The organism is Streptomyces sp. NPDC058646, assembly GCF_042716875.1.
In the GTDB taxonomy this organism is placed as follows: domain Bacteria; phylum Actinomycetota; class Actinomycetes; order Streptomycetales; family Streptomycetaceae; genus Streptomyces.
Window position 1 is genome coordinate 23,491 of the sequence record NZ_JBHXRK010000005.1, and the last position, 14,504, is coordinate 37,994.

Genomic DNA, 14,504 nt, shown 5'->3' on the forward strand with positions numbered 1-14,504 from the left:
TCGTATTGAGGATCTTCCGGCAATCCAAAACAGGGCTTTCGTCACGCCTTTCGGGCCTACCGGACCGGGGATTCCGGGTTCTGGGTGCCCGGGGCGAAGGCGGCCGCGAGGTGGGCGGCCAGCGCTTCGGGGTCGGGCGGGGTCAGGCGGGCGGCGAGGTAGCCGTCCGGGCGGAGGACGAAGGCGGTCGTCCGGTCCACCACCCAGAGGCGGGCGAACTCGCCGCCGGTGTCGCGGTAGGCGGCCTGGACGCCGGTAGCGGCCGGCGCGTCGGGGGCGAGGATCACGCAGGTGTCGACCCGGCCGCCGGAGAACTCAGCGGCCGTCCGGGCGAGTTCGTCGATCCATCCGCCCGTGGTCCCGCCCGCGGTCCCGGTCCCGGTCCGGTTGTCTTCGGCCTTGGCGTCGACGTACAGGAGCAGGAGGTGATCGCGGTCGCGCAGGAGGTCGTACAGGCGCAGCGGGTAGGTCGCGATGGAGCGGGTGAGGCCGGTGCTGTCCGGGGCCCTGTCGCCCGGTCGGGGTCCGGGGCCTTCGCCGGGCGGGTCCACGATCGGGCTGCCCCGGTAGCCGACGAGCAGTTGGGCCTCGCGCAGGATCAGGGTGGCGGGGTCGTCCGGGTCGGCCTCGATGCCCTGGACGGCGTGCCGCACCGTGCGGCCCACGACTTCTTCGCCGACGGGCCGGCGTTCGGCGTCGTAGCTGGCGAGGAGTCCGGGGCGGGCTCGCCCGTCGAGGGCGAGGGCGAGCTTCCAGGCCAGGTTCCAGGCGTCCTGGATGCCGGTGTTCATGCCCTGGGCGCCCGTCGGGGGATGGATGTGCGCCGCGTCGCCGGCGACGAAGACCCGGTCGACGGCGTAGCGGTCCACGATCCGGTGGCTGATCCGGAACACCGAGGCCCAGCGCATGTCGGAGGCCTTGGTGGGGCGGGGTGACAGCCGGTCCAGGACGGCCTGGATGTCGGGGAGTCCGGGCAGCCGGGCGCTCTGCTGCAGTCCGTGGGCGACCCCGTCGGCCGCCGCGCCCTGCGGGGCTGCGGTGTCCGGTGCGGCCTGGGCCGACAGCGCGGGCGGGACCAGCATCGACATCCGGTAGCGGCCGCGGCCCGGCAGCGGGATGCACACCAGGGCGTCGTCGACGGCGCCGGCGGCGTCGCGGTGCATGGAGCGGACGCCGTAGCCCTGGGGAAGGTCCCAGTCGACGGCGACGTCGGCGAGCATGTACTCCTCGGCGAAGGTCCCGCCCCCGTAGGTGAGCCCGAGCCCCTTGCGGACGGTGCTGTGCGCACCGTCGCAGCCGACCAGGTACCGGGTCCGCAGCTCTTCCTCCGCGCCGGAGGCGGTGCGCAGACGGCAGGTGACGCCCTCGGCGTCCTGGGTGAACGACACCAGCTCGACGCCGCGCTCGACACGGGTGCCGTACCGGGCCAGGAACCCGTCGAGGATCCGCTCGGTCTCGTACTGCGGCAGTGCGGCGAACCCGTACGGGACCTCCGGCGGCAGTGCGAGTTCGATGCGGGCCTGTTCGGTGCCGTTGACGTAGAGCAGCTGGCCGCGCAGGGGGACGGCCGCGTCCAGGGCGGTGCGGACCAGTCCCGTGCGGTCCCAGAGCTCCAGGGTGCGCGGCTGGATCCCCACCGCTTTGGCGAACGGGAGCCGGGCGGGCAGGCGGTCGACGATCCGGCAGGAGACGCCCCGTCTGCGGAGCTCCCCCGCCGCCGTCAGTCCGACGGGTCCGGCGCCCGTGACCAGTACCTCCGTCGCGTAGGTGTGTGGCACTGACGCCTCCCGGGCGTGCATCCCCGAACGGATCCCGTGCCCCTCCATCGTCGGCGTCCGCCGGGCCCGCGGCATCTTTACTCGATGACGAGCTCCACGTCGATGTTGCCGCGGGTGGCCCGGGAGTACGGGCAGACCTCGTGGGCCTGCTTGACGAGCAGCGCGCCCGTCTCGCCCGCCAGGGACTCGGGGAGTTCGATGCGCAGGACCGCGGCCAGGCCGAAGCCCGCGCCGTCCTTGCCGATGGAGACCTCGGCGGTGACGGACACCTCGCTGGTGTCGACGCGGGCCTGCCGGCCGACCAGGCCGAGCGCGCTGGCGAAGCAGGCGGCGTAGCCGGCGGCGAAGAGCTGCTCGGGGTTGGTGCCCTGCCCGTTGCCACCGAGCGCCGGCGGCATGGCCAGTGCGAGGTCGATCTGGCCGTCGGAGCTGACGGCACGGCCTTCGCGGCCGTTGGCGGTGGCGACTGCGGTGTAGAGCGCGTCCATCGGAGGGTCCTTTCGCAGGGGTGTGACCTGGCAGTGGTGGGTGGCGGCCGGTTCCCGACCGCGCCCCACCAGTAGAGCACACAATTAAGTTGTGCACAATTAAATGCCTCGCCCATCCACCCCGGGTACACTGGCCGTCATGACCGAGAAGCCGACCGCAGCCCACCCCGACCAGGACTTTCTGCGCCTGGACGGCCAGATCTGCTTCGCGCTGAACGCGGCGAGCCGCGCCTTCGGCGGTCTCTACCGGGTCGTACTGAAGGACCTCGGCCTGACCTATCCGCAGTACCTGGTGATGCTCGTGCTGTGGGAGCACGGCGCGATGCCGGTCAAGCAGCTCGGGCAGCACCTCCGGCTGGATTCCGGGACCCTGTCGCCCCTGCTCAAGCGGCTGGAGGCGGCCGGTCTGGTGCGCCGCGAGCGCAGCACCGAGGACGAGCGGTCCGTGTACGCACAGCTCACCGCGGAGGGCGTCGCGCTGCGCGGCCGGGCGGTCGAGGTACCCCGGCGCATCGCGACCGCGACCGGCTTCGACCTCGCCGAGATCCAGGACCTCCAGGCCCGTCTGAACCGCCTCACCGCCGCCCTGGACGCCGCCGCTCCGCAGGAGGCCGCCGCACCGCAGGAGGCCTGAGGACGCGGGCCCCGCTCCCGTCCGCGGGTCCGCCGCGCTCCGCTGAGCCGGAGGGCCCGTGCGGCCCGGTCCCGTCGCCCGCTCGGACCGCGCGGCCGCCGTCGCTCCGGACGCCGCCGCACCTGCCCGTGCAAGGGGTCCCGCCCCTTGCCACACTGGGCGGGGGGCGTCGAGGAGGTACACGATGGACCCGCTTGCGGCCCTGGACCGGATCGCCTTCCTGCTGGAGCGCGCGCAGGCGCCCACCTACCGGGTCCGGGCGTTCCGTACCGCGGCGGCCACGCTCAAGCACCTCGGCGGGCGCGAGGTGGCCGAGCGGGCCGGGACGGCCGGTTCGCTGGAGTCCCTGAAGGGCATCGGCCCCACCACCGCCCAGGTCGTACGGGAGGCTCTGACCGGCTCCGTGCCGGAATACCTGCAGAAGCTGGAGGACGAGGCCGCCGCGATGCCGGAGGGCCCGCCCGCCTCGCCCGCCGCCGCCGGGCTCAGGGCGGCGCTGCGCGGCGACTGCCACGTGCACTCGGACTGGTCCGACGGCGGCAGCCCGATCGAGGCCATGGGGCGGGCCGCCGCCTCGCTGGGGCACGACTGGTGCGTGCTGACCGACCATTCGCCGCGGCTGACGGTCGCCCGGGGGCTCTCCCCCGAACGGCTGCGCGAGCAGCTGGAGGTGGTCGCGGAGCTGAACGGGACGTGGGCACCCTTCCGGCTGCTCACCGGCATCGAGTGCGACATCCTCGACGACGGGTCGCTGGACCAGGAACCCGAGCTGCTGGACCGTCTCGACCTCGTCGTGGGCTCGGTCCACTCCAAGCTGCGGATGGAGTCGCCCGCGATGACCCGCCGGCTCCTGGCAGCCGTACGCAACCCCCTCATGGACGTGCTGGGCCACTGCACCGGCCGGCTGGTGACCGGCAGGACCCGGCCCGAGTCGCAGTTCGACGCGGAGGCGGTCTTCGCGGCCTGCGCGGAGGCCGGCACCGCCGTGGAGATCAACAGCAGGCCCGAGCGGCTGGATCCGCCGCGCCGGCTGCTCCGCCTCGCGGTGGAGGCCGGAACCCTCTTCGCGATCGACACCGACGCGCACGCGCCGGGCCAGCTGGACTGGCAGATCCTCGGCTGCGAACGGGCCGTGCAGTGCGGCGTACCGGCCGAGCGCGTCGTCAACACCTGGGCGGCGGACGACCTCCTGGCCTGGACCCGCACCCGGCGTCCGGCCACGGCGTGACGTACGGGCGTCTCAGCCGTGCAGCCGGAACAGCAGGAGGGTCACGTCCGCCCCCGCGACGGCGAGGGTGGCGAGGAACGGGACCCGGCCCGGCCGGCCGGCCGTGAGCAGCAGCGTGAGCGCCGTCGCGGCCAGCAGCCCCCAGCCGTACGCCGTCACCGCCCCCGGCGGGCCGGCGACCAGGACCGCGGTGGAGCCGAGGACGAGCAGCCCGGCGAGGGCGGCCGACCGGCGTGCGCCGAGCCGCTGCGGCAGCCCCGTGACCCCGGTGGCCAGGTCGTCCTCGATGTCGGGCAGGACGTTGGCGAAGTGCGCGCCGGTGCCGATGAGGGCCGCGGCGGCCGTGAGCCACGGCGGCGGCCAGGGCGCTCCGGGCAGGCCCAGCGTGACGAAGGCGGGCAGCAGCCCGAAGGCCACGGCGTACGGGAGCCAGGAGACGGCCGTGCTCTTGAGCCGGAGGTTGTAGGCCCAGGCCGCCGTCACCGCGACCAGGTGCACGGCGCCCGCGAGGAGCCCCGAGGCCAGCGACAGCGGAACGCAGAGCAGCAGGGCCAGGGCCGCCGCGCGGGTCACGGCCGCGGGGGACGCCGTACCGGCCACCAGGGGTTTGTCCCGGCGGCCCGTGGTCAGGTCGCGCCGGAGGTCGGCGCGGTCGTTGCACCAGCCGACGGAGAGCTGTCCGGCGGCCACCGCCCCGGCCGTGAGGGCGGCCCCCGGCAGGCCGCGGCCCGCCGCGACGGCGAGCGCGGCCGCGAAGCCGGTGACGGCGGCGGCCGGCAGCGGGTGGCACGCCCCGGCCAGCCCCGCGAGGACACCGGCGGCGCCGGGGCGGCCGGGGGAGGCGGCACGGGACTGCGGCTGGGGCACTGCGCTTCTCACGGGCACGCGGCCACGCTATGCGGCGCCGCGCCCGGTACACGCGATTCCTTACGATGTGTCACTTTTTCCCTATGTTGAAGCAATGACACGTGTCCTGGCAGTGAGCAGCGTGTTCCCGCCCCACCGCCATCAGCAGTCCGAGATCACGGCAGCACTCGCCCGCTTCCTGCCGCCCGGCTCCGATACCGCCCTCCTGCACCGCATCCACGCCTCGGTGCGGGTGGAGGCCCGCCATCTGGTGCTTCCCCTGGAGCGGTACGGTCCGTCGAACGACTTCGGCACGACGAACGCCCTGTTCGTCGCGACCGCCCTGGAACTGGGCGCGCGGGCCATGGGCGAAGCCCTGGCCGAGGCCGGTCTGACGGGCCGGGACGTCGACCTCGTCCTCTCGACCACGGTGACCGGCCTGGCGACCCCCTCCCTGGAGGCGCGCCTCGCCACCCGCACCGGTCTGCGGCCCGACGTGCGGCGGATGCCGCTCTTCGGCCTCGGCTGCGCGGCCGGCGCCGCCGGGCTGGGCATCCTGCACGACCAGCTGACGGGCCGGCCGGACCACGCCGCCGCGCTGCTGTCCACCGAGCTCTGCTCGCTCACCCTGCAGCCCACCGACACCTCACCGGCGAACCTGGTGGCCGGGGCCCTCTTCGGCGACGGCGCGGGCGCCCTGCTGGCGGTCGGCCGCGACCACCCCCTGTACGCGACGGCCCGCGGGCCTTCGGTCGTCGCCGCGCGCAGCCGCCTGTACCCGGGGACCGAGCACCTCCTCGGCTGGGACATCGGGCACTGGGGCTTCCGCATGGTCCTCGGCCGCGAACTCCCGGACCTGGTGCGGCTGCACGTGGCCGAGGAGGTCGAGTCCTTCCTCGCCGCGCACGACCTCAAGCCCTCGGACGTCGACGCCTGGATCTGCCATCCCGGCGGTCCGAAGATCCTCGACGTGCTCGAGGACGCGCTGTCGCTGCCCGAAGCGGCCCTCGCCGCCTCCCGGCGTTCGCTGGCGACCGCCGGCAACCTGTCCTCGGCCTCGGTGCTGCACATCCTGAGCGGTGTGCAGGCGGCGGGGCCGCCGCCCGGATCGGTCGGGCTCATGCTCGGCTTCGGCCCGGGCTTCGCCTCCGAACTCGTCCTGCTCCGCTGGTGACCGGTGACTGGTGATCACATGCCGATGCCCTCTCTGCCCCCTGCCCTCTCCCCCTCGATGACCTGGTACCTGCTCCTCGTCGGCCTCGTCGTGGCCGAGCGCCTCGCCGAACTCGTCACGGCCCGCCGCCACACCGCGTGGAGCCTGGCCCGCGGCGGCCGCGAGTACGGCCGGGGCCACTATCCGGCCATGGTCGCCCTGCACACCGCCCTGCTGGCGGGCTGCCTCGTCGAACCGTGGGCCCTGGACCGGCCGTTCGTGCCCGCGCTGGGCTGGTCCGCGCTGGCCGTGGTGCTCGCCGCGCAGGGCCTGCGCTGGTGGTGCATCGCCACCCTCGGGCCGCGCTGGAACACCCGGGTGCTCGTCGTACCCGGGCTGCCGCTGGTGGAGCGGGGCCCGTACCGGCTGCTGCGCCATCCCAACTACGTGGCGGTCGTCGCGGAAGGAGCCGCGCTGCCGCTGGTGCACTCGGCCTGGCTGACGGCGCTCGGCTTCACCGTCCTCAACCTGGTGCTGCTGCGCGTGCGGATCGGCTGCGAGGAGACCGCCCTGACGGAGGGGGGCCGGCTGCGCGCACCGGCTTCCGTGCCCGGTGCGGGCGCCGCACGGTGATCGACCTGTTGATCGCGGGCGGAGGCCCGGCCGGCCTGGCGACCGCCATCCACGCGGCCCGCGCCGGCCTGGAAGCCGTGGTCGTGGAGCCCCGCCCCACCCCCATCGACAAGGCCTGCGGGGAAGGTTTGATGCCCGGCGCGGTCCGCCGTCTGCGGGAGCTGGGCGTGCCCGTGTCCGGGCATCCCTTCGCCGGCATCCGGTACGTGGACGCCGTCGGCGGGCGGCACGCGGACGGGCTGTTCCGCGACGGCCCGGGCCTCGGCGCCCGGCGCACCGCCCTCCAGGCGGCGCTGGCCGTACGCGCCGCGCGGCTCGGCGTACGGGTGCTGGCGCGGCGGGTCGAGGAGGTCAGCCAGGACGAGCACCGGGTCCGGGCGGCCGGGCTCACCGCCCGCTACCTGGTGGCGGCGGACGGCCTGCACTCCCCCGTCCGGCGCGGGCTGGGCCTGGCGGTGCCGCCCGTACCGGGTCGGCCCGCGCGCTACGGACTGCGCCGCCACTACGCGGTGGAAGCCTGGAGCGATCTCGTCGAGGTGCACTGGTCGGCCGGTTGCGAGGCGTACGTGACCCCGCTCGCGCCCGGCCTGGTCGGGGTGGCCGTCCTGACGACGCGGCAGGCCCCCTTCGACGTGCAGCTGGCGGACTTCCCGCTGCTGGCCGCCCGGCTGCCCCGGGGGGCGGGGACGGCGGTGCGCGGCGCCGGGCCGCTGCGCCAGCAGGCCCGCGTACGGGTCGCGGGGCGCGTGCTGTTCGTGGGGGACGCCGCCGGCTACGTCGACGCGCTGACCGGTGAGGGCCTCACCCTTGCGGTCACGGCAGCGGGTGAACTGGTGCGCTGCGTACGGGAGGGGAGGCCGCAGGCGTACGAACGGGCCTGGCGGGAGCTGTCCCGCAGCTACCGCATGCTGACCGCGTCCTTGCTGTGGGCCCGCCACCGGCCGGCGCTGGCCCGGCGGATCGTCCCGCTGGCGGCCCGGCTGCCGCGGGTGTTCACGGGGGCGGTGAACCTGCTCGCGTGAACTCCGGTGCCAGGTGCCCGGTGCCGGGTGCGCGCCACGGGAACGGCACCCCGCGCGGGGCGCGGGGTGCCGTTGCGATCCGTGTCGGCTCAGCAGGGGCCGGGCGCCGCTCAGGCCGCCTCCCCCGGCCGGGTGCGGGCGGCGGGGCGGGCGCGCAGGGCCATGCCCGCGAGGACCGCGCCGGCCGCCGCACACAGCACGGCGACGACCCCGGCCCAGGCCAGGGACGCGCTCACGGCGCCGCCCAGCGGGTCGAAGTCCGCCGTGCCGCCGAGCGCGTGCAGTGCGACGACGCCGACCGCGGCGGCGGCGCCGCGCCACACCGTCGTGGTGTCCCACAGGGCCAGCAGCACGCCGAAGCCCAGGCACAGCACGGTCGCGATCAGGGGCAGGAGTTCGGCGGGGGCGGCGGACGGCGGCACCGTCAGGTCCCGGGGCAGGTGCAGGGCGCTGGTGACGAGCAGGGTGAGCGCCACGGGCCAGCGCAGGACGTGCCGCAGGGCCGCGGAGGCAGGGGCGGGGGCGGGCGCCGGCGGCGCGGGGGCCCGGCCGCCGGGGGCGGTGCGCCGGGGCCGCTCCGCGGACGGGGCGTCGTGCACCTCCCTGTGAGGCGGATCGTACGGTTCCTCGTACGGCATCTCCTCGGGGGCCTCCTGGTGGGGATCCCCGTTCGGGGCGTACGGCTTCCCGTGCGGGTTCCCGGGCAGTTCGCCGCCCGTCCGGGCCGACGGCGGGGCGGCCCCGGCGGGGTGCAGTCCGTCCGGCTCGGCGGTCTCGGGGGCGCCGAGGATGCTCACCAGCAGGGCCACTTCCTCGATGGGCCGTCCGACCGCGGCTGCGCGCAGCGTGATGTCGGCCTCGACGACCTCGTGCGGGGGCTCGCCCAGCAGGGCGACCATGCGGCGGACCTCGTGCACGGGGCGGGTCACGGCGGCGGTGCGCAGGGCCTCGTGCCCGGGGTTGGGGAGCTGGCCGGTCTCCTTGAGGAGGCTCACCAGTTCGGTGACTTCCTCGAGCGGACGGCAGGTTGCGGCCGTCCGCAGGACTGTATGGACGGGCTCGGTGCCCGCCGCTTCCGGTGCGGTGGTGTCGGGGGTTCCCTGGCGGTCTTCGTTTTCCGTGGCCGCGAGGGCGATGGGGTCATTCATGGAAAGCTCCGTTCGCCGACACGCGGGTCTACACATCGCACGCCGGTCATCGTGCGTCATGGGAAGCGCACGCTTTGTTACATTGAGTGCCACTTCTGCTCACTGCGCCATTCGGGGCGGGCAAACGGGGCGCTCCGCGTGCTCCGGCGCCAGGGGTGCCGCACACGAAAGGGCATCAGTCGTGCGTGACCCGCGTACCGTCCGGCTCCCCCTGGTCCTGCTGCTCCTGCCGGTTCTGCTCCTGCCTGCCCTGCTGTGGCCGCGCCCCGCCACGGCGCACGCAGCGGACGGCGGCCCGGGGCGGCCCGTCGTCCTCACCGACGGGGGGCAGGTGCGGGGCCGGACGCACGGTGCGTACCGCACCTTCGAGGGGATCCCCTACGCCGCTCCCCCGACGGGCGCCCTGCGCTGGCGGCTCCCCGAGCGGGCCGCGCGGTGGGAGGGGGTGCGCGATGCCGGGGCGCCGGGTGCCCGGTGCGTGCAGCTGCCCGCGCTGGGGCCGGGCGGTCCGGCCGGCTCGGAGGACTGCCTCCACCTCAACGTCACCGTTCCTGCGGAGCGCGCCGTCCCGGGCCGGCCGCGGCCCGTCATGGTCTGGTTCCACGGCGGTGGCTTCGTCAACGGCGCGGGCGACCTCTACCGGCCGGGCGGGCTGGCCGTCCGCGGCGACACCGTGGTCGTGACGGTCAACTACCGGCTGGGGATCTTCGGTTTGTTCGGCCATCCGGAGCTGGGCGGGGCGCCCGGTTTCGCCCTCGCGGACCAGCAGGCGGCGCTGCGCTGGGTGCAGGCCAACGCGGCACCCTTCGGGGCCGATCCGCGCAACGTCACCGTGTTCGGGGAGTCGGCCGGCGCGCTCAGCGTCTGCGCGCACCTCACCTCGCCCGCCTCGGCGGGCCTCTTCCACCGGGCGGCCGTGCAGAGCGGCTCCTGCTCGACCACCATGCCGCCCCGGGCCCTGCTGCCGGAGCTGGGCGCGTACGAGCCCTTCGTGCCGGAGCGGCGCACGGTCGCGGACGGCGCCGCGGCGGCGGCCCGCCTCGGCTGCGCGCGTCCGGCCGGGGTACTGGACTGCCTGCGCGCGCTGGACGCCCGTGCCCTCGCCACGCCGGAGCTGATGCAGACGTTCTCGCTGGTCTCCTACGGCAACGGCCAGCTGCCGGTGGAGCCCCGGCGGGCCCTGCGGGAGGGCCGGTTCCACCGGGTGCCCGTGATGCAGGGCAGCACCAAGGACGAGATGCGCCTCTTCGTCGGGCAGACCCTGGCGGCGTACCCGGTCGGCGACGAAGCCGCCTACCGGGCCCGGCTGGAGGGGTCCTTCGGTACCGCGACCGCCCGGGACGTGGAGGCCCGCTATCCCGTGTCGGCCCATCCGGCACCGGCGGCGGCCTGGGCCGCCGTGCTGTCCGACGTCTCGTTCGTCTGCCCGGCGCTGCGGGACGGCCGTGCGCTGGCCCGGCACGTACCGACGTACGAATACAGGTTCGACGATACGGACGCGCCGAACTTCCTCGGGCTGCCGGAGGCCCCCGACCTCCCGTTCGGAGCCGCGCACGGCTTCGAACTGCCCTACCTGTTCACGCTGGTGCCGCTGGAGGGCCCGCAGCGGGAGCTGGCGGACCGGATGACCGGCTACTGGACCTCGTTCGCCCGCACCGGCGTCCCGCAGGCGCCCGGGGCAGTCGCCTGGCCGCCGCACGGTGCGGCGGCGCGGGTGCTGTCCCTGGCGCCGGGGGCGGGCGGGATCCGTACGGTGGACGCGCGGGCCGCACACCACTGCGCGTTCTGGGACGCCCGGTGGCCGGGGCCCGCCGGGACCGTCGCGCCCCGGTGAAGCCCGGTGGCCCGCGGGCGGGTCAGTCCTGTGCGGCGACCGGAGCCTCGTCGAGCTCCCACGCGTGCCGCTTGAACTCGCGCCGGAAGTCGGCGTGGTCCTCCCACTGGCGGGCGATGCCGCGCAGCACGTCCCAGTGGTGCTCCACCGACTGGTCGATGACGCGGCGCGTCGCCGGCTCGGCGCTCGCCCGCTGCTCGATGAGCCCCTTGACCGCCGAGGCCTCCAGGACGGCATTGCGCAGCGCGCGCAGGGCGCGGGAGGTGTCGTCCATCCCGAAGCCTTTCTCGCTGCCCGTCTCCGCGTCGAACAGCGGGGTGAGCCGTGCTTCGACGAACGCGGTGATCCGCTCGAAGTGCTGCACGTCCATCGGGGCTCCCTCTCTTGCCGGACAGGCGTCCGTTCGGATGTCTGGGGGTGTCCGGCCACGGGCCGGCGCGGCTACAGGATAACTGTCCGTCACCGAGGGGAGCGGCCGGGGAGAGGGCAGCCGTGGACCGCCCGGCGATAGCCTGCGGGCATGGACGAGATCGACGGAGTGGAGGTCGTCGCCTTCGCGGACGGGGCGGCGTTCGAGGACTGGCTGGCCGGGCACCACACGCGGCAGGAGGGCGTGTGGATCAAGGTGGCCAAGAAGAGGTCCGGCATCCCGACGGTCACCGACGACGAGCTCGTCGACATCGGGCTGTGCTACGGCTGGATCTCGGGGCAGCGCCGTTCCCTCGACGAGCGGTACTACCTCCAGAAGTACGTGCCGCGCCGGCCCCGGAGCCTGTGGTCCCGGGTGAACGTGGACAAGGTGGCGGCGCTGACCGCTGCGGGACGGATGCGCGAACCGGGGCTGGAAGAGGTGCGCAAGGCCGAGGCGGACGGGCGCTGGGCGGCCGCGTACGCCTCGCAGAAGACGGCGACGGTGCCCGCGGAGCTGGCGGCGGCGCTGGAGGCGGACCCGGGGGCGAAGCGGGCCTTCGAGGCCCTGGACAGGACCGGCCGCTACCAGGTGATCCTGCCCCTGCTCCAGGCCCTCACTCCGGAGACCCGGCAGACCCGCCTCGAGAGGGCACTGCGCATCCTCGCCGGTGAGCGGCAGGAGGACACCGGCTGAACGCGGCTCGGAGGCACCGACCGAGGAATTGAAGGCAGCCGACCCATTCGGTTGTCGTTCCGAAGCCGATTCGCCCAGCGGATCCGGCCTGCCCTGGGTGCATTCCCCCACAGGTCGGCTTCCCGCGCACGCCTATCAAGCTTCCCCGTTCCGGTCAAGACACGAATTCTGGCTACATGACGCGGAAATCCTTCAGGGCTCTACTGGACACACGGCCTCACCGGGGAACACGCCCCGGACATACCGGCCGGACTCATTTCGCAGAACTCACCGCGGAACGGTTCAGACCCTCCGCGTCCTGAATGGAGAATCCGATGATGAAGCGTTCCTACACCCGCATCATGCTGGCCGCTGCCTCCGCCGCTCTGGCGGGCGGAATCGCCCTCCCCGCATCCGCGATGGCCGCGCCGGCCCCGCAGATCGCCGTGGCGACGAATACACCGAACACGCCCAATACCCCGAACACCCCGGGTGGCGGCGTGAACACCCCCAACACCCCTAACACGCCCAACACCCCCAACTCCCCCGGTGGCGGCGGAAACAACACCCCCAACACCCCCAACACGCCTAACTCCCCCAACTCCCCTGGTGCTCGGCAGAACACTCCCAACACCCCGAACACGCCCAACAGCCCCAACTCCCCCGGTGCTCGGCAGAACACCCCCAACACCCCGAACACGCCCAACAGCCCGAACACCCCGAACGGCCCGGGTGCCGGAGTCAACACCCCCAACACCCCTAACACGCCCAACACCCCCAACTCCCCCGGTGGCGGCGGAAACAACACCCCCAACACCCCTAACACGCCCAACACCCCGAACTCCCCGGGTGGCGGCGGAAACAACACCCCGAACACGCCCAACACCCCCAACACCCCGGGATAAGCGCACCGCACACGTGACGGCGCCGCGCAGTGGTTCACTGCGCGGCGCCGTCACGTGCCATCAGAAGTCGAGCAGCTCCTCGAACTCCGACAGCATCACCACCTCGTCCGCAAGGAGCGGGGTGTTCGGCGTGTTCGGCGTGTTCGGCGTGTTGCCCCCGCCGCCCGGAGTGTTCGGGGTATTCGGGGTGTTGGGCGTATTCGGAGTGTTACCCCCGCCGCCCGCGGTGTTCGGGGTATTCGGGGTATTCGGGGTGTTGGGCGTATTCGGAGTGCTGTCCCCGCCGCTCGGAGTGTTCGGCGTGTTGGGGGTGTTGGGCGTATTCGGCGTATTGTTCCCGCCGCCCGGAGTGTTCGGGGTATTCGGGGTGTTGGGCGTATTCGGAGTGTTGCCCCCGCCGCCCGGAGTGTTCGGGGTGTTCGGGGTGTTGGGGGTGTTGGGGGTGTTCGGCGTACCCGACCCGCTCGGAGTGCTCGGTGCAGCCGGGGTGCTCGGCCTGGCCGGGGTGCTCACCGTGCTCGAGGTCGCCGACGCCGTCGGCGTGCTCGGGGCCGTCGGCGTCGTGGGCGTGGTGGGGGTGCTCGGCGTACGGAAGGGGCCGGCCGCACGTGCCTGCCGGAAGTCCGACACCGCCGCGCTGTTCGGGACCGCCGGGACCGCCGGGATGTTCGGCACCGCCGGCACATGGGGCGCCTGCGACGAAAGGGGTGCCAGAGGAGTGAGCGGCGTGAGGGGGGTGAGCGGCGTGAGCGGCGTCAGAGGCGCCAGCCTGGCCACCGTGCCGATACCGCTGAGCGACCGACCGACGGGGCTACCCGATTCGTAGGCCTGGGCGCTGCCCGCGCCGAGGGTGACCAGACTTCCGACCGTCGCGGCGGCGATCATGACTTGCTGGATTCTGCGCATGGATCCCTTGCCCTCCGAGCCTCTGCTTTTCCCGCACCCATTACTCAGTGCATGTAGACGATCGCCAAAAGTACACACACGGGGGGATTTGTCTCCTCGCCCCGACCCATGTCGGCCTTTCCCTCACCCGTTCGCCCTCCGGCCGGAAAGGTCACCCCGCACTCGTACTCGGCCGGGGCGGGGTCGGTGCGAGCCCGGTGCGGAAGCGGCGCCCGGCGTGCGGCAGCCTCCGGGCGGTAGCGTGCCGGTATGACCGGTGCCGCGCAGCGTCCGCTGCTCTTCCTCGACGTCGACGGACCGCTGATCCCCTTCGGGGCGGGTCCCTATCCGCCGGGGTCCGGACCGAACCCGCTGCTCGCCAGGGTCGATCCTGCGCTGGGGCCGCGTCTCGGGGCGCTGGGCTGCGAGCTGGTGTGGGCCACGACCTGGGGAGAGGACGCGAACGCATGCGTCGCGCCGCGGCTGGGCCTGCCGGAGCTGCCCCTCGTGCCCTGGCCCGAGGTCTCCGAGCAGGACGGACGGGGCGGGGTCCACTGGAAGACCCCCGCCCTCGTCGCGTACGCGCGCGGACGGCCGTTCATCTGGATCGACGACGAGATCACCGAACCCGACCGGGCCTGGGTGTCCGCACACCACACCGGGCGGGCGCTGCTCCACCGGGTCGATCCCGGAGTGGGGCTCGCCCGGGCGGACTTCGGCGCCCTGGAGGCGTGGCTGCGGCCTGACCCGGCGTAGGCCGTCTCTCTCGGATCGTGCCGGGCCCGCGCTACCCGGCCCCGCACCTCGCGGCGTCGTCGGGGCACCCCGGTACGTCCGGTACAGGGTGACCCCTCCACCGGGCGGTG

Annotated in this window: 15 protein-coding genes; 9 read left to right on the forward strand and 6 right to left on the reverse strand. The window is 74.2% G+C overall.

Annotated elements, in window-relative coordinates:
- Window positions 1–56: 56 nt before the first annotated feature.
- Complete coding sequence (locus ACFWUZ_RS08100) at window positions 57–1,778, reverse strand: FAD-dependent monooxygenase (RefSeq protein ID WP_384368970.1); 1,722 nt, start codon at window positions 1,776–1,778, stop codon at window positions 57–59.
- A 77-nt stretch (window positions 1,779–1,855) separates the two neighbouring features.
- The gene (locus ACFWUZ_RS08105) at window positions 1,856–2,266 is read right to left on the reverse strand and encodes an organic hydroperoxide resistance protein (protein WP_384368973.1); all 411 of its coding nucleotides are present in this window, start codon (window positions 2,264–2,266) and stop codon (window positions 1,856–1,858) included.
- A 139-nt stretch (window positions 2,267–2,405) separates the two neighbouring features.
- On the opposite strand from ACFWUZ_RS08105, the gene ACFWUZ_RS08110 reads away from it, so the two are divergent.
- Together ACFWUZ_RS08110 and ACFWUZ_RS08115 are read left to right on the forward strand one after the other, a co-directional pair.
- Window positions 2,406–2,900: a MarR family winged helix-turn-helix transcriptional regulator gene (locus ACFWUZ_RS08110; RefSeq protein WP_384368976.1), complete on the forward strand. Its 495-nt coding sequence runs from the start codon at window positions 2,406–2,408 to the stop codon at window positions 2,898–2,900.
- A gap of 184 nt (window positions 2,901–3,084) precedes the next feature.
- Entirely contained in the window at window positions 3,085–4,128 is a 1,044-nt protein-coding gene (locus ACFWUZ_RS08115) for a PHP domain-containing protein (RefSeq protein WP_384368979.1), read from the forward strand.
- 12 nt (window positions 4,129–4,140) lie between these two features.
- Here the strand turns inward: ACFWUZ_RS08115 and ACFWUZ_RS08120 are convergent, their stop codons facing one another.
- Window positions 4,141–5,013 carry a UbiA family prenyltransferase gene (locus ACFWUZ_RS08120; RefSeq protein WP_384368982.1) on the reverse strand — a complete coding sequence of 291 codons (873 nt, stop codon included), beginning with the start codon at window positions 5,011–5,013 and terminating at the stop codon, window positions 4,141–4,143.
- 76 nt (window positions 5,014–5,089) lie between these two features.
- Between ACFWUZ_RS08120 and ACFWUZ_RS08125 the strand changes: the two genes are divergently transcribed.
- From ACFWUZ_RS08125 to ACFWUZ_RS08135, 3 genes are read left to right on the forward strand one after another with little or no spacing between them, the layout of a single operon-like run.
- Window positions 5,090–6,148, forward strand: coding sequence for a type III polyketide synthase (locus ACFWUZ_RS08125; RefSeq protein ID WP_384368985.1), 1,059 nt, complete (start codon window positions 5,090–5,092; stop codon window positions 6,146–6,148).
- 57 nt (window positions 6,149–6,205) lie between these two features.
- Window positions 6,206–6,760, forward strand: coding sequence for an isoprenylcysteine carboxyl methyltransferase family protein (locus tag ACFWUZ_RS08130; protein WP_384369669.1), 555 nt, complete (start codon window positions 6,206–6,208; stop codon window positions 6,758–6,760).
- Window positions 6,757–7,782 (forward strand): NAD(P)/FAD-dependent oxidoreductase, encoded by a 1,026-nt coding sequence (locus tag ACFWUZ_RS08135; protein WP_384368988.1) that lies wholly within the window; start codon window positions 6,757–6,759, stop codon window positions 7,780–7,782. Before ACFWUZ_RS08130 ends, ACFWUZ_RS08135 begins: the two co-directional genes overlap by 4 nt.
- A gap of 110 nt (window positions 7,783–7,892) precedes the next feature.
- Here ACFWUZ_RS08135 and ACFWUZ_RS08140 read toward each other — a convergent pair whose 3' ends face one another.
- Complete coding sequence (locus tag ACFWUZ_RS08140) at window positions 7,893–8,930, reverse strand: hypothetical protein (protein WP_384368991.1); 1,038 nt, start codon at window positions 8,928–8,930, stop codon at window positions 7,893–7,895.
- Between the two features lie 181 nt (window positions 8,931–9,111).
- Here ACFWUZ_RS08140 and ACFWUZ_RS08145 point away from each other — a divergent pair, with 181 nt between their 5' ends.
- Window positions 9,112–10,764 (forward strand): carboxylesterase/lipase family protein, encoded by a 1,653-nt coding sequence (locus ACFWUZ_RS08145; RefSeq protein WP_384368994.1) that lies wholly within the window; start codon window positions 9,112–9,114, stop codon window positions 10,762–10,764.
- Window positions 10,765–10,786: 22 nt separating this feature from the next.
- Here ACFWUZ_RS08145 and ACFWUZ_RS08150 read toward each other — a convergent pair whose 3' ends face one another.
- Complete coding sequence (locus tag ACFWUZ_RS08150) at window positions 10,787–11,134, reverse strand: hypothetical protein (protein WP_384368997.1); 348 nt, start codon at window positions 11,132–11,134, stop codon at window positions 10,787–10,789.
- 150 nt (window positions 11,135–11,284) lie between these two features.
- Here ACFWUZ_RS08150 and ACFWUZ_RS08155 point away from each other — a divergent pair, with 150 nt between their 5' ends.
- Window positions 11,285–11,869 (forward strand): YdeI family protein, encoded by a 585-nt coding sequence (locus tag ACFWUZ_RS08155; RefSeq protein WP_384369000.1) that lies wholly within the window; start codon window positions 11,285–11,287, stop codon window positions 11,867–11,869.
- A gap of 328 nt (window positions 11,870–12,197) precedes the next feature.
- Here ACFWUZ_RS08155 and ACFWUZ_RS08160 read toward each other — a convergent pair whose 3' ends face one another.
- Entirely contained in the window at window positions 12,198–12,725 is a 528-nt protein-coding gene (locus ACFWUZ_RS08160; protein WP_384369003.1) for a hypothetical protein, read from the reverse strand.
- Window positions 12,726–12,874: 149 nt separating this feature from the next.
- On the opposite strand from ACFWUZ_RS08160, the gene ACFWUZ_RS08165 reads away from it, so the two are divergent.
- Window positions 12,875–13,579 (forward strand): hypothetical protein, encoded by a 705-nt coding sequence (locus ACFWUZ_RS08165; RefSeq protein WP_384369006.1) that lies wholly within the window; start codon window positions 12,875–12,877, stop codon window positions 13,577–13,579.
- A 329-nt stretch (window positions 13,580–13,908) separates the two neighbouring features.
- On the forward strand, window positions 13,909–14,394 hold the full coding sequence (locus tag ACFWUZ_RS08170) for a hypothetical protein (RefSeq protein WP_384369009.1): 486 nt from the start codon (window positions 13,909–13,911) through the stop codon (window positions 14,392–14,394).
- The last annotated feature ends 110 nt before the right edge of the window (window positions 14,395–14,504 follow it).